General features: G+C 34.5%; 17 protein-coding genes. 13 read left to right on the top strand and 4 right to left on the bottom strand.

The window, feature by feature from the left end; translation table 11 throughout:
- Nucleotides 1–185: 185 nt before the first annotated feature.
- Nucleotides 186–1,292 (bottom strand): NADH:flavin oxidoreductase, encoded by a 1,107-nt coding sequence (locus AC5ZCW_RS02755; RefSeq protein WP_496117764.1) that lies wholly within the window; start codon nt 1,290–1,292, stop codon nt 186–188.
- A gap of 7 nt (nt 1,293–1,299) precedes the next feature.
- Nucleotides 1,300–1,602, bottom strand: coding sequence for an ArsR/SmtB family transcription factor (locus tag AC5ZCW_RS02750; RefSeq protein WP_091496855.1), 303 nt, complete (start codon nt 1,600–1,602; stop codon nt 1,300–1,302).
- Between the two features lie 358 nt (nt 1,603–1,960).
- Here AC5ZCW_RS02750 and AC5ZCW_RS02745 point away from each other — a divergent pair, with 358 nt between their 5' ends.
- Entirely contained in the window at nt 1,961–2,455 is a 495-nt protein-coding gene (locus tag AC5ZCW_RS02745) for a TlpA family protein disulfide reductase (protein ID WP_496117763.1), read from the top strand.
- Nucleotides 2,456–2,708: 253 nt separating this feature from the next.
- On the opposite strand, the gene AC5ZCW_RS02740 is transcribed toward AC5ZCW_RS02745, so the two are convergent.
- Nucleotides 2,709–3,089: a hypothetical protein gene (locus AC5ZCW_RS02740; protein ID WP_177209932.1), complete on the bottom strand. Its 381-nt coding sequence runs from the start codon at nt 3,087–3,089 to the stop codon at nt 2,709–2,711.
- Between the two features lie 212 nt (nt 3,090–3,301).
- Here AC5ZCW_RS02740 and galA point away from each other — a divergent pair, with 212 nt between their 5' ends.
- The 6 genes from galA (at nt 3,302) to AC5ZCW_RS02710 (ending at nt 10,516) form a co-directional block, all read left to right on the top strand.
- Nucleotides 3,302–6,124 (top strand): beta-galactosidase GalA, encoded by a 2,823-nt coding sequence (gene galA, locus AC5ZCW_RS02735; protein ID WP_496117761.1) that lies wholly within the window; start codon nt 3,302–3,304, stop codon nt 6,122–6,124.
- Nucleotides 6,125–6,288: 164 nt separating this feature from the next.
- A complete protein-coding gene (locus AC5ZCW_RS02730; protein WP_496117759.1) occupies nt 6,289–6,492 on the top strand; it encodes a hypothetical protein in 204 nt (67 codons plus the stop codon).
- Between the two features lie 25 nt (nt 6,493–6,517).
- Nucleotides 6,518–7,387, top strand: a complete 870-nt coding sequence (locus tag AC5ZCW_RS02725) for a helix-turn-helix domain-containing protein (protein WP_343543271.1) — start codon at nt 6,518–6,520, stop codon at nt 7,385–7,387.
- A gap of 311 nt (nt 7,388–7,698) precedes the next feature.
- Complete coding sequence (locus AC5ZCW_RS02720) at nt 7,699–8,097, top strand: cupin domain-containing protein (RefSeq protein ID WP_343543270.1); 399 nt, start codon at nt 7,699–7,701, stop codon at nt 8,095–8,097.
- Nucleotides 8,098–8,321: 224 nt separating this feature from the next.
- Nucleotides 8,322–9,374 carry an NAD(P)-dependent alcohol dehydrogenase gene (locus AC5ZCW_RS02715; RefSeq protein WP_496117756.1) on the top strand — a complete coding sequence of 351 codons (1,053 nt, stop codon included), beginning with the start codon at nt 8,322–8,324 and terminating at the stop codon, nt 9,372–9,374.
- A gap of 158 nt (nt 9,375–9,532) precedes the next feature.
- Nucleotides 9,533–10,516: an aldo/keto reductase gene (locus tag AC5ZCW_RS02710; RefSeq protein WP_177209927.1), complete on the top strand. Its 984-nt coding sequence runs from the start codon at nt 9,533–9,535 to the stop codon at nt 10,514–10,516.
- 193 nt (nt 10,517–10,709) lie between these two features.
- On the opposite strand, the gene AC5ZCW_RS02705 is transcribed toward AC5ZCW_RS02710, so the two are convergent.
- On the bottom strand, nt 10,710–11,297 hold the full coding sequence (locus tag AC5ZCW_RS02705; protein ID WP_343543266.1) for a DUF4142 domain-containing protein: 588 nt from the start codon (nt 11,295–11,297) through the stop codon (nt 10,710–10,712).
- Between the two features lie 126 nt (nt 11,298–11,423).
- Between AC5ZCW_RS02705 and AC5ZCW_RS02700 the strand changes: the two genes are divergently transcribed.
- The 6 genes from AC5ZCW_RS02700 (at nt 11,424) to AC5ZCW_RS02675 (ending at nt 14,879) form a co-directional block, all read left to right on the top strand.
- Entirely contained in the window at nt 11,424–11,660 is a 237-nt protein-coding gene (locus AC5ZCW_RS02700) for a hypothetical protein (RefSeq protein ID WP_496117753.1), read from the top strand.
- Between the two features lie 26 nt (nt 11,661–11,686).
- Nucleotides 11,687–12,277 (top strand): hypothetical protein, encoded by a 591-nt coding sequence (locus AC5ZCW_RS02695; RefSeq protein ID WP_496117751.1) that lies wholly within the window; start codon nt 11,687–11,689, stop codon nt 12,275–12,277.
- A 244-nt stretch (nt 12,278–12,521) separates the two neighbouring features.
- A complete protein-coding gene (locus AC5ZCW_RS02690) occupies nt 12,522–12,761 on the top strand; it encodes a DUF7218 family protein (RefSeq protein WP_281632244.1) in 240 nt (79 codons plus the stop codon).
- Nucleotides 12,762–12,802: 41 nt separating this feature from the next.
- Entirely contained in the window at nt 12,803–13,900 is a 1,098-nt protein-coding gene (locus tag AC5ZCW_RS02685) for a DNA topoisomerase IB (RefSeq protein WP_496117749.1), read from the top strand.
- A gap of 77 nt (nt 13,901–13,977) precedes the next feature.
- On the top strand, nt 13,978–14,142 hold the full coding sequence (locus AC5ZCW_RS02680; protein ID WP_008463190.1) for a DUF1328 domain-containing protein: 165 nt from the start codon (nt 13,978–13,980) through the stop codon (nt 14,140–14,142).
- An 89-nt stretch (nt 14,143–14,231) separates the two neighbouring features.
- A complete protein-coding gene (locus tag AC5ZCW_RS02675; RefSeq protein WP_281632246.1) occupies nt 14,232–14,879 on the top strand; it encodes a DUF5661 family protein in 648 nt (215 codons plus the stop codon).
- Nucleotides 14,880–14,930: the final 51 nt, after the last annotated feature.

Below are 14,930 nucleotides of genomic sequence, written 5' to 3'. Positions count from 1 at the left end.
AAGCGTCTTTTAAAAAATTGAATTTCTAAATTTTGTTAGTTATAGATATTCAAAAAGGGATGAAGTTTTAAACTTCATCCCTTTCTTATTTCAGCATAGTTCGATTTTCAGTAAGAAGCAACAAAAAAACTTAGCATCTTAGTCCCGATAACTATCGGGATAGAACCTTAGTACCTTCAAAAAAATTATTCTAGAACCAATTGTCCTAAAGCTTCTTTAGTAAAGCCTTTTAGCTCATCAGTTTTTCCTGCTTTGATTTTAGCCACCCAATTTGGATCTGATAAAAGAGGTCTTCCAACAGCAACCAAATCAAAATCGCCTCTATCGAAACGTCTGTTTAATTCCTCTAAAGAAGTTGGCTGAGAGCTTTCTCCAGCAAATGCACCAAAGAAATCGCCAGATAGACCAACAGAACCTACGGTAATTGTTGGAGCTCCCGTTACTTTTTTAGCCCAACCAGCAAAGTTCAAATCAGAATCTTCAAATTCAGGTTCCCAGAAACGACGTTGCGAAGCATGAATAATATCAACACCAGCATCAACAAGAGGAGTAAGCCAAGCTTCTAATTCCTGTGGATTCTTAGCCAGTTTATAATTATAATCAGAAGGTTTAAATTGAGAGAATCGCATGATAACAGCAAAATCATTGCCCACTTGTTTCCTCACTTCTTTAATTACTTCAATTGCAAAACGATTACGTTCTGGTAATGTTTTCCCTCCGTAGATATCTTCACGTAAATTCGTTTCAGCTCTAAAGAATTGATCGATTAAATAACCGTGTGCACCGTGAATTTCTACAGTATCAAAACCTAATCTTTTAGCATCGGCAGCAGCTTTACCAAAAGCTAGAATGGTATCTTCAATATCTTTTTCAGACATGGCAACACCATTTCTAAAATTAGGACGATTTAATCCAGACGGACCTTCAAATGGAACAGGAGGAACCCATCCAGAATGGTGATTATCCATAATTCCCATATGCCAAATCTGCGGGCCCATTTTTCCACCAGCAGCATGAACTTCATCAATCACTTTTTTCCATCCATTTAGAGCTAAATCGCCATAAAAATGAGGAACATTAGCATCATTAGAAGATGATTTTCTGTCAATAACAGTTCCTTCAGACAGAATTAATCCAACTTCGCCTTCAGCTCTTTTTTGGTAATAAGCTGCGACTTCGTCAGTTGGAATTCCGTTAGGAGAAAAAGAGCGCGTCATTGGCGCCATTACGATTCGGTTTTTCAGATTTAACGACTTTAAGTTAAATTCAGAAAAGAGGTTGTTTGTACTCATAGTAATTTTACAAATTAGATTGAATTAATTTACTAAGTGCTTCAAAGGCACCTTCGTTACGTTTATAATAAGTCCATTGTCCAACACGTTTGGCTTCAATAAAACCAGCACGCTGTAAAATAGACAGGTATTCTGACACGGTTGATTGTGTCAAGCCAGCTTTGGCTTGAATCTGCCCAACACAGACTCCATGCTCAAATCCTGCATGTTCCAGCTGGCCAGGAAAGTTAATTTCAGGCTCTTTTAGCCATTCCAACATCTGTAGTCGGGACTTGTTAGATAATGCTTTAAAAATTTCTATCGTTTCCATAGTGCAAATATATCGACTTTTCCCGATATATGGATTTCGAGAAAAATATTTAGCATAATTTTATGATTGGGGAGGAAGAAACTTTTTGTTACGCAAAGATATTTTATTAAAGAAAAATTATATTTGTTTTAGTTTTAATCAAAGAAAAACGTAGAGTTTTATTCTCATTTTATGTCATTTCGACGAAGGAGAAATCTTCGCGAGAAGCTCGACAAAGATTAGACATTCGTTGCGGAGTTACTTGCGAAGATTTGCTTCGCCTGTTCGCTATCGCTCGGGTCTCCTTCGTCGAAATGACAAACTATTGTGCTGATTATGAGATTAAAATAACCCTCAAACAAACAAAACTTAATCTATCATGAAAAAAACTGTACTTATTTTAGCATTCTTATGCAGTGTAATCACGAGTTCTAAAGCTCAAGTTGTAGGCGTAGATGTTGGAGATATTGCTCCAGAAATTGATCTTCCGGATACAAAAGGAGAAAAAGTTGCGCTTTCTTCTTTGCGAGGTTCCTTGGTTTTAGTCGACTTCTGGGCTTCTTGGTGCGGACCTTGCATTAAAGAACAGCCTTTATTAATAAAATTGCACAATGCGTACCCAGATAAACTATCTATTTACGGAGTTTCTATGGATACCAAAAAGCCATTATGGACAGGAGCAATAGCAAAAGCAAAATTGCCGTGGACAAACGTTAGTGATTTAAAATACTGGCAGTCTCCAGTTGTGGGAGATTATATGTTGCAATCGGTTCCTTTGAACTTTTTGGTAGATAAAAACGGAATTATTTTAGCAAAAAATATTCACGGACAGGCTTTAGAAGCAAAAATTAAAGAGCTTTTAGAGGTGCAATAAATTTTCCTTAACCGCAAAGAGCGCAAAGGTTTATGCAATCCCGGTGACTATCGGGAGCAACGTTTTTTATTTGAAAAATAGAACTCTCGCAAAGCCGCAGAGTTTATTATTCTTAGCGACTCTGCGACTTTGCGAGATTCTTTAAAAATGTAGCGTGCTTAGCGTAAACCTTTGCGCTCTTTGCGGTTAAAAAACAAAAGTCCAGCTAACAGCCAGACTTTTAATTTTTAATTACAGATTTTTAATTCTTTTCTTAAGACTCTTTAATAACTTTCTTTACACCTCCAAAACTCGTTTTCAGCATTTCTCTAATCTGAAATTGCGTTTTGTTTCCCGATGCACTTTTCCAATCTTTGAGATCAAAAATATGAATTTGATCTGCATAAGGATTCGTTAAGAATGAAATTCTCGAAATGGTATATTTATAATATTTCAGTTCATGAGAAACGTGTCGATTTGGAACTACAATAAGTATGTTTTCCCAATTCAAGAAGTCTCTCGGAACATCTTTTCTTTCTAACAATCCTAAAGATTCAAAAAAAGCCACAATCTTTTGATCATTAAGCTTATTAATCTTATGATCTAGGTTTTTAAAAGTTGTCTGGAGTCTATTTTCATTAATAATAGTACTCATAATGGTAATTGCTTTTTATGATTTTCAATATAAAATTACATTAAAAGAAAATCAATTTTGAATCTGAAGCCATTAGATTCATTCTAAATTTTAGATCACCTTCTGGAAGTATTTGTATGAAAGAGTTATCAGACTTTGATAAAATACTATTAATCTTTCTTCTTTAAAAGCTTTATTTTTATCGCTATCTGATTTTACTAACAACCAACCTTATGAAAACCACTTTTAGCTTAAGCACAATTGCTTACTTTTTATTCGCATTTTCAATTCATATTGCCGCGCAGAACAAATCAGGAAGAGAATTGATTTTGATTGATAAAGACTGGACATTTTCATTTGGACATCAATACGATACAAAAAAAGACTTTGGTCATGCCGAAGGTTATTTTTCCTATTTAACCAAAACAGGATTTGCTGACGGACCAGCAGCATCAGGGTTTGATGACCGCGCTTGGAGAAAATTAGATTTGCCGCACGATTGGGCAGTCGAACAGCCTTTTAGCGAAAGCGCAAGTTTTAGTCACGGATTTAAAGCAACAGGAAAAAATTTTCCAGAAAAAAGTATTGGTTGGTACAGAAAAAAGATAACGATTCCGAATGAAGATTTAGGAAGAACAATTTCTTTAAAATTTGATGGTGTTTTTAGAAACTCAAAAGTGTTTTTTAACGGATTTTACTTAGGAACGGAGGAAAGCGGTTACAATGGTTTTGAGTATGATGTAACGGCTTACATAAACTATGGAGGCGAAAATACAATCGTAGTTCGTGTTGATGCTTCGATGGAAGAAGGCTGGTTTTATGAAGGAGCAGGGATTTACAGACATGTTTATTTGCAGAAAACCAATCCGCTTCATGTGGCACAGAACGGAACTTATGTAATTTCAGAAATTGAAAATAATAATGCTGTCATTACTGCAGAAGTAAAATTAGAAAACAAAGGACATTTTAAAGGAAATGTGGATATAAGCCAAACCATTTTAGATGCATCTGGAAAACAGATTGTTTCAAATGCAGAAAATGTGGAAGCTCCAGAATTTTATAAAACAAATAGTTATACATCAAAATTAAATGTCAAAAATCCGCTTTTGTGGGATATTGAGAATCCTAATTTGTATAAGCTGATTACCGAAATAAAAAGTGAAGGGAAAACAATTGACAAATATGAAACTTCATTTGGAATTAGAACGATAAAATTTGATCCTGAAAATGGTTTTTTCCTTAACGGAAAACATGTAAAACTAAAAGGAACAAACAACCATCAGGATCATGCTGGAATTGGAACAGCGCTTCCAGATGAAATTCAGTATTATAGAATTGCAAAACTGAAAGAAATGGGTTCCAACGCCTATAGATGCTCGCATCATCCGCCAACACCCGAATTATTGGATGCCTGCGATAAATTAGGAATGTTGGTTATTGATGAAACTCGTTTAATGGGAATTAACAATTATCATTTGAATGATTTGCAGCGAATGATAGAGCGCGACCGAAATCACCCGAGTATTTTCTGCTGGTCTGTTGGAAATGAAGAATGGCAGATTGAGGGCGGAATTATTGGGGAAAGAATTACCAATACAATGCAAGATTTTTCTAAAAGTATTGATTCAACAAGGCCTGTAACAGTAGGAATCAGCAGCGGATTTAAAAGCGGAATTTCTTCAGTTGTAGAAATTATGGGCTATAATTATCTTGGAAACGGGGATATCGATGCGCATAGAAATCAGTTTAAAAATCAGCCCGGAATGGGAACCGAAGAAGGTTCGACTTTTGCCACACGCGGTATCTATTTTACTGATGATGGCAAACATTACCAGAGTGCTTACGATAAAAAACCTCGTCCGACTTTTTATAGCATCGAAGAAGGTTGGAAATTCTATGCCGAAAGACCTTATTTGGCAGGAATGTTTATTTGGACAGGTTTTGATTACAGAGGCGAACCAACGCCTTATGGCTGGCCTTCTGTAACTTCGTATTTCGGAATGATGGATGTTTGCGGTTTCCCGAAAGACAATGTTTTTTATTTAAAATCGTGGTGGAGAAATGAACTCGTTTTACACCTATTGCCACATTGGAACTGGAGCGGAATGGAGGGTGCGGCAATTGATGTTTGGGCTTATTCGAATTGCGATGAAGTAGAGCTTTTTCTCAATAAAAAGAGTTTAGGAAAAAAGAAAATGCAGCAAAACGGTCATTTGGAGTGGAAAGTAAATTATGTTGCAGGAACTTTGGAAGCAGTTGGTTATAAAAACGGTAAAAAAGTACTTTCTGATATTCAAAAAACAACTGGAAAATCAGAAAATATTAAATTGTCATTAGATAAAGAAAATGTCTTAAAAGGAAATGTTTCTGTTTTAACGGTGGAAACCACAGATAAAAATGGCTTGCATGTTCCGACAGCAAACGATGAAATTATGTTTTCTATCAAAGGGGGTAAAATTTTAGGAGTAGGAAACGGTGATCCAACTTCATTAGAAAGCGATCAGTTTATTGATGACATCGCCTTGGTTGCTATAAATAATTTTAAGGAACAGAAAGGAACAAGTGCATCTTTGCCTCAGCAATTATCAGATTATCCAGAGAGCGAATGGAAAGAAGCATTTAAAGACCGTGATTATAAAAAACAAGCGCCGTCTTATATTTACAAAGGAGAATTTGATTTGAAAAGCAATTCAGGTTCTTCGATTGTTAGTTTTTTCTATAAAAAAATAGGAGTTGAAACTGTCGTTTTCGTAAACGGAAAAAAGATAGAACCAAGCGCTGAAGATGCTCAGAAATATATTTTTGATACAGCCATTTTAAAACAAGGAAAAAATACCATTCATATTGCAGCAACTCCACTACAAAAAGTAAAAGATTGGGATGTTATGAATACCGATCCTGGAATCATTCAAGTAGTTACTCCTGCTGAACCATGGAAGAGAAAGCTCTTTAATGGTTATGCTCAAATTATTATTCAGAAAGATGAAAACGCGAAAGAAGTTGTTTTATCTGCTTCTGGGAAAGGGTTGCGAGCAGTAAGTTTAGTTGTTAAATAGTTTTAAGTTTCAGGTTTCAAGTTATGTAGCTTTGAGAAATATGCTCGCAAAGTCGCTAAGACGCAAAGTCTCTTTTAAAATAGTTATAAATGGATTGCGTCCAGCTTTAGCTGGATGCGAAATGATTGTAATGTTATCAGGGCTTTAGCCAAACAGTTCTTGGTTTGGCTAAAGCCTTTTCTATGCTTGTCTCTTTTAAACCTCCAGTTAAAACTGGAGTCAATTCAAAAAGAGTTTTGCATCTTAGCGACTTTGCGAGCATTGGTTTCTCTCAAAATAAAAACTTTGCTCCCGATAGCTATCGGGATTGCGTAATTCTTTGCGCTCTTTGCGGTAAAAAAACGAACAAAAAATTAACAAAAGAATAATGTTTGATTTTCATAACTTTGCAAAATGAATAATCAGACAGAAACTCAGAGTTGCGATTTTACTTCAGATTTAAAAATGAAGGGATTTAAAGTGTATCCTATAAATGGGGATTTTAGTAAAGTTCCCGTTTACAGCCGAAGAGACTTTTATAAAATCTGCATCAACACCAGTAAAAGCATCATACAATATGCCGACCGCGGAATAGAAACCGACGGGACGATTCTGTTTTTCGGCAATCCGATTATTCCTTATTCTTGGGAAACTATTTCAGAGAAGTTTGAGGGTTATGCCTGTGTTTTTACCGAAGAATTTTTTAAAACAAAAGACCGTTCAGAAACTCTTCAGGAATCGCCTTTGTTTAAAATAGGAGGAACGCCAATCTTTACTTTAACACCTGAACAAAAAGTATTTATAGATTCGTTGTTTCAAAAAATGATTGAAGAATACGAAACCGATTATGCATTCAAAGACGATTTGATGCGCAGTTACGTCAATTTGATTATTCATGAATCGATGAAAATGCAGCCTTCAGAGAGTTTCTTTAAACATAAAAATGCTTCTTCGAGAATTACTTCTTTGTTTTTAGAATTGCTGGAAAGACAATTCCCAATAGAAACCAAAGATCAGCCCTTAACTCTAAAAACACCTCAAGATTACGCGCAAAGTCTTTCTGTGCACGTGAATCATTTAAATCGTTCTGTAAAAGAAGTTACAGGAAAACCTACTACAGCGCACATTACCGAAAGAGTCATTAACGAAGCAAAAGCTTTATTGCAGCACACAGATTGGAGTATTTCGGATATTGGTTATTCGCTCGGTTTTGAATATCCAAGTTATTTCAATAATTATTTTAAAAGACTTACAGGAACAGTTCCAAAATCACTTCGCGTATAAATTGTTTCAATTTCTTAATTTTTTGTTTGAATTTTGTTATTTCGGCATTGTAGTATTGCACTACATTTGCCCTGAAATAAACAACGAATCTTTGTATCAGTTTTTTTAATGACTAAATAACACTTCACAAAAGCGATGCTCCGCTTTGCATTTAGTTTTAAATTTTGATAGTAGAAAAAATATAAATTTTTTAAAGTATTAACTAAAATCAACAATCTCCTTCTATAAGAGATTCGATGTGCTGATTATTTCATTCAAATAAGCTTATAAGAATTTTTAAAATTAATTATTAACCTAAAAAAATCGAAATTATGTCGACACAATTCACTGCCGTAACCGAAGAAGGTAAAATTCCAAATACTTATATGACAGGCGAAGTGTCATATAAGAAGCAGACAAGCGAAATTCATCCTGAAAACACTGTTATAAAAGATGTTTCTTTTGAGCCTGGTGCAAGAAGCAATTGGCGTATCAATGCGAGTCTGCAATTGATTATTGTAACCGATGGAGCGGGCTATTACCAAGAAAGAGGCGGACAAATTAATCTTATCGAAAAAGGAAAAGTAATCACGGTTTTACCTGGAATAGAGCATTGGTATGGAGCAACACCAAAAACGAAATATTCTCATATTACTATTGTTACAGAAGTAGACAAAGGTCATGGAACATGGCTAGATAGCGTTACAGATGAAGAATATCATTCTTTTTAAAGATGCTAAGGTTCTAAGATTCTAAGTTTTTTTACACAGATTTACTGATTTATAACAGATTTTATTTTTTGGTTAGGTTAAAATAATCGAAATTTATATAACTATTTGTAAATCAGTGTAAATCGGTTGAATCTTTACGCCAATTTCGTAACAGTTTTTGAACTTGAAACTTTAAACCTGAAACTTCAAACAAAAAACAATTAACAACAAACTATAAAAAAATTATGGAAACAAAAGACATTAAAGCCTTTGGTACAGTAGCTGCTGAAGCACCATTAAAAACTTTAGATATTAAAAGAAGAGCTGTACAGGCGCATGATGTTGAAATAGAAATTTTGTATTGCGGAATCTGCCACTCAGATTTGCATTCGGCTAGAAACGAATGGCATGGCACTATTTATCCGATTGTTCCGGGACATGAGATTGTAGGTCGTGTAACAAAAGTGGGAGATCACGTAAAAGGTTTCAAAGTTGGCGATTTGGCGGGAGTTGGATGTATGGTCGATTCTTGCAGAGAATGTGAGCAATGTAAAGAAGGATTGGAGCAATATTGTGATCCAGGAAGCATTTTAACATTCAATTCTCCTGATAAACATTTAGGCGGACAAACTTTCGGAGGGTATTCTCAAAGTATTGTAGTCGATGAAAATTTTGTACTTCATATTTCAGATAAGTTAGAACTTTCTGCTGTTGCGCCATTATTATGCGCAGGAATCACAACATATTCTCCGTTAAGACACTGGAAAGTTGGTCCTGGTCAAACAGTTGGAATTGTTGGTATCGGAGGTTTAGGACATATGGGAATCAAATTAGCAAAAGCTATGGGAGCTCATGTGGTTGTTCTAACAACTTCTTTATCTAAAGTAGAAGATGCAAAACGTTTGGGTGCTGATGAGGTTATTTTGTCTACAGATCCAGAGCAAATGGCAAAACACGCCAAAAGCATGAATTTTATCTTAGACTGCGTTTCTGCTGAACACAACATCGATTCTTATTTAGGTTTACTAAAAGTAGACGGAACTTTAACTTTAGTTGGAGCGCCAATGGATCCGCTTCCTGTAACTTCTTTCAGTCTTATTTTAGGAAGAAGAAGCTTCGCGGGTTCTGCCATCGGAGGAATCGCAGAAACTCAAGAAATGCTCGATTTCTGTGCTGAACACAATATTACTGCCGATGTTGAAGTAATTGGTGTTAATGATGTAAACGATGCCTACGAAAGATTATTAAAAGGAGATATTAAGTACCGTTTTGTAATTGATATGGCTTCGTTGAAATAAGATGCTAAGTTGCTAAGATTCTGAGATGCTAAGTTTTTCTTTATGCTTAGAATCTTGGTTAATTTAGGAATTGTATAAAATAAGGAACAGAGATTAAAAAGACTAAAAAAAACTTAGAATCTTAGTATCTCAGAATCTTAGAAACTTTAAAAAAAATCATGCAAACAAGAAAACTAGGAAATAGCGGTTTAGAAGTCTCAGCATTGGGACTCGGCTGCATGGGAATGAGTTTTGGATACGGTCCAGCTCATGATAAAAATGAAATGATAAGTCTGCTTCGTTCTGCTTATGAAAAAGGAATTACTTTTTTTGATACGGCTGAATGTTACGGACCATTTTTGAACGAAGAACTTTTAGGAGAGGCTTTAGCGCCTTTCAGAGATAAAGTTGTCATTGCAACAAAATTCGGCTTTTTGGAAGGCGATTCTAAAAAAGGATTAGACAGCCGTCCGGAGTGGATTAGAAAAAGCATTGAAGGTTCGTTAAAAAGATTAAATACCGATGTAATCGATTTGTATTATCAGCATCGTGTTGATCCGAATGTGCCTATGGAAGATGTTGCTGGAACCATAAAAGATTTAATTCAGGAAGGAAAAGTAAAACATTTTGGACTCTCTGAAGCTGGTGTAGAAAGTATTCGACGTGCACACGCAGTTCAGCCTGTTACCGCACTACAAAGCGAATATTCACTTTGGTGGAGAACTCCAGAAGAAGAAATTCTACCTGTTTTAGAAGAGTTAGGAATTGGTTTCGTGCCTTTTAGTCCGTTGGGAAGAGGTTTTTTAACCGCTAAAATTGATGCGAACACACAATTTGACAGCACCGATTTTAGAAACACATTGCCTCGTTTTGCCCCTGAAGCCAGAAAAGCAAATCAAGCTTTTGTAGATCTATTAGGAAAAATGGCTGCCGATAGAGGTGCAACAAATGCACAAATTGCACTTGCGTGGATTTTAGCACAAAAACCTTGGATTGCACCAATTCCAGGAACCACAAAATTACATCGTTTAGAAGAAAACCTCGGCGCATTAAATTTAGTGCTTTCTGCCAGCGACCTTTCAGAAATTAACGATGCCGCATCAAAAATAACAATAGAAGGCTCGCGATACCCAGAGCATTTGCAGAAGATAGCTGGGAAGTAAGTTTCTGAGATGCTAAGATTCTAAGACGCTAAGATATTAAGCAACTAGGAGAAAACTTAGAATCTTAGCATCTAAAAAGGAAACCCCCTCAAGCAATTCAACTCTTGAGGGGGTTTTTAGCAAAGATTTGAGGTTCTTAGATACTTTATACTTAGAATCTCAGAACCTTAGAATCTTAGCGTCTTAATTCATTTTACTTTTTGTCTAGGTTTTGTTTCAGCAATTTAGCGTGTTCCAAATGCGCTGTTAAACCTGCAATATTGTTAGAAGCCCAAGTTTTTACATCTTCGTCAACGGCATTTTTAGTTGCATCTTGAAGCTTTTTGATTGCTTTCTCGTGACCATCAATCATCATATCGGCGAATTTTTTATCAAAATCAACGCCAGATTTTTCGTTTAATTTATTGTATTCTTCTTGTCCTTCCTCAGTTAGAGAAGTTGGAAGAGTAAAGTTTTTTGCTTTTGCTAAAGCACTTACTTCAGAAGCCGATTTAGTGTGCTCATCAACAAGCATTTTACCAAATTTTTTCACTTCAGGATTTGTACTTTTTGTTTGTGCCAGTTTACCGATTTCGATTTCAGCCAAATTAATTTCAGCTTGATCTACCAAAAATTCAGAATCATCTTCTTTGCTGTCAATAGAATCAAATTTTGCTTCGTTTGCGTCTTCTGCAACTTCTTTTGGATCTTCTTGTTTGGTTTCGTTTTTACAAGATTGAAGGAATATAATAATAAGTCCTGCTCCTAAAATGGCTTTTCCGGCTAATAGTAACTTTTTCATGATTTTAATAGTTTAAATGTTATAATGTAAAATTATGGAGTAGTTACAGGAATGTCTTACAGGATTTTGAGAGATTGTTATAGGATTAAGATGTTAATTTTTATATTCGCCTAAAATCAATTTAAAATGGAAAAAGATTTTATTTATGGTATGAAAGTTTCTTTAGAAAACGAATGTGGTATTGTCATAAGAGATAAAGAAGATCAATCATTTTTTTGTGGACTGATTCGTTGGGATACAGCAAAAGAAAATGATATCGAAGATTGGAGAGGACAATTCGGGACATTTATTAGGATAGGAGGTATTATTTTAGATAGTGATTACGAATTTAAATACATAACTGAAGAAGGACTTTCTAAATAGTAATTAGAGATTTTATTTAATATTAAATGAAAAAGATACTTTTTATAATTTTAGTTTCAATTCTAATAGTTTCATGCGAACAGAAGAAAAAATATAAAACCATCGACTTTGGTGATTTTGAAATAACAGTTCCAAAGCAATGGAATAAATTAGAATTTAAAGGAACTGATAGTTACGTTGGTGGAATAATTACACCAGAAAGAGATTCTTTGATTTTTGATATTGGCTTATATTCTGGAGATGCTTCAAATGATTTTTCATTAGTTTTTGATAAACAATCTTATGCAGAGTTAACTAAAAAGCAAAAAGAACTTTTGAAAAAAACGAAACATTTAGTTGTTGATTCTTTGTCTGGAGATATTGATTTTGGAAAATATCAAAAATATAAATCTGTTTTTTATTCCATAGATTGTTTTAAAGCTAAAATAACAATACCCACTAATGTAGAATTTGGTGCAACAGGTATTTATATTGATAGTTTAAAAGGAAATTCTAAAAATTTTAATAAGGTAAAAATGGCTTTCTATGGTTTTGATTTAAAAGAGAAGACTCAAAATCAATTTGTAACTGCTTTAAAAACAATTAAATTAAAAGGATACTGCCATTTAGAAAAATAAGATTAGAAAAGATAATTATAATCCCAACTCCAAAAGAGTTGGGATTTTTTTTGCAACCAACATCTAACATTTCACAAATCACATTTCACAAATCACAATAAAAACATTTTACATTTCCCCTTACACAATTCCCATCCTACAAATATGAAATATCGAGCCAAAATTCTATAACAGATTCGCTTAACATTTTGAAGAACTTTGACTTATCAGATTTTTAGAATTTAATCCCTTAAAATTTAAAGTCATGCCAGATCCAAGAATTAAGAATGAAGCGCAATATGAAGCATTGGTAAAAAAAGGATACAGCAAAGAAAAATCGGCTCGAATTGCCAATACTCCAGACGCAGGTAAAAAGGGCGGAAAAGCAAAACCGTATGAAGAATGGACAAAAGAAGAACTTCTGAAACAAGCCAGTAAAGTAGGCATAAAAGGAAGATCTTATATGAACAAAAGAGGTTTAATAGAGTCTTTAAGAAATAATTAAAAATTACAACTAAGTTTTAATGTGATAAAATTTTATATACCATGAATGCTGCAGCTAGAAAAGAAATCTTAATGAATCAGCTGATTAAAGCTCCACATTTGGTCATCGAAAAACTGGATTTGGAGTACATCAATGATCATCAATTGACGATTGTACGCTGCCGCGAAGGTGAGAATTTCGTTTATAAAAAGAACGGAAGAAGCCTTAAAAATAAAAATGAAATTAAACGCATTAATAGCTTAGTGCTTCCGCCAGCTTGGGAAAATGTTAGAATTACAGATGTAACAAACGGGCATTTGCAAGCAGTAGGAACCGATCTTAAAAATAGAAAACAATACCGTTATCATCCGAGATGGAATTTGATACGAAACCAAACCAAGTTTTACAAAATTGCTTCGTTTGGTGCCAAGCTTCCTTTAATTAGAAAACAGGTCGATATTGATTTAGAAAAGAAAGAATGGTCAAAAGAGAAAGTAATTGCTTTGGTGATTCGGTTAATGGAAGAGACGCATATTCGGATTGGAAATGAGAAATATGCCAAAGACAATAAATCGTACGGACTTTCGACTTTAAGAAAACGCCATATTAATATCAATAAGAATTCGCTTCGATTTGAATTTATTGGAAAAAAAGGAGTGCAGCATACCATTACGACTCGAAATAAACAATTGATCAAACTAGTAAGCCGTTGCGAAGAAATTCCAGGTTGGGAAGTTTTTAAATATTACGATAAAAATGGCGAAAAGAAAGTACTCGACAGCCATATGGTCAATGAGTATCTGCATACTATTTCGGGAGAAGATTTTAGTGCAAAAGATTTTAGAACCTGGGCAGCCTCGATTATTTTTTTTGAAAGTCTAATGGAACTCGGAATTGCAGATGATGAAAAAGAAAGCAAACAGAACATTATAACTGCTTTTGATTTAACCGCCGAAGCACTAGGAAATACGAGAAAAGTATGCAAAGATTATTACGTTCATCCGCTTTTAATTTCGACTTATGAAGACGGCTCGATTCAGAAATATTTTGATATAGCCAAGAAAAGCCGAAGCACAAAAAAGTATTTTACAAAATCAGAAATAGCATTTTCAGAATTGATTCAGAATTATCAGATCAATCTGGAATCGCCTTGTCAATAAAAGAGTTACTGCATCTCTTAAAAAGCTGAAAAGTTTGAATTACAAACAAAATCATTATTAACTAAAAAACTATTATTATGTTACGTTGGACAGTCACTTTTATTATTCTAGCCATAGTGGCGGGAATATTTGGTTTCGGTGGAATTGCCGCTGGAGCCGCTAGTATAGCTAAAATTTTATTCTTTATATTTTTAGTTCTTTTCGTTATTTCTTTAATAAGCGGAAGATCAACAAGAGTATAGAAGAAGTGTCAGTAAATACAAACAAATCAAAACGGCACATCTCATTTCGAAGATGTGTCGTTTGTGGTTTCATTAAAAAAAAGCAAATCATGGGAACAAAAAGCGGTGCTTATCAGGATGTTTATATTAAAAGAGAAGATGAAATGGTGAGCCTTAAAAATGATGTGACAGATTTTTGTGAAAAGTATATAAAACCTGTTCATCCTAAAGATTGGGATTGGTCGGTGCGTGATTTTGAAAATCCTAAAAACGATCCGACAACTGCAGAAGCACGAGCTATTGCAAATGTGGTTTTTAAGGATTTAAATGATAAAAAACACACCGATGTCGATCTTTCTACAATGAATAATGTTCATGCAATAAAAGCCTACCTGGATCCGAAAAGCAAACATGAAGCTTTTAATATGGAAGAATTTGCTTTTGCATTAAAAGTAGAGTTGGAACACGGAAGGGTAAAAGATGTAAATGTTACCAATAACCATCCGTTTTTGACGGCTATGATTGCGCTTGCACACATGACCGAAAGTCTAACGTATTATAAAAGATTGAAAGTAATGGAAGCTGAGGGCGAGATTTATGAAATTGTTAGAAAATTAGAAGCGTCGCCAGTTGGTAAAGAAAAATGGTATAAAGAACTAGGGAAAGCAGAACAGGAGCTTAACGAAGCCAAAGCCGGATTAGCCGAGCGTTTGGCACGTATGGATGATATTCCAGTATTGAAAATTATTGGAGATTAGTGTTGAATTTTAAACTCAAAAAAACCGTCTAGTTATTTAACGAGACGGTTT

Source organism: Flavobacterium sp. PLA-DH12, from assembly GCF_059511845.1.
The sequence above is the reverse complement of the archived record's forward strand: the minus strand, read 5'-3'. Positions and strand labels throughout refer to the sequence as shown.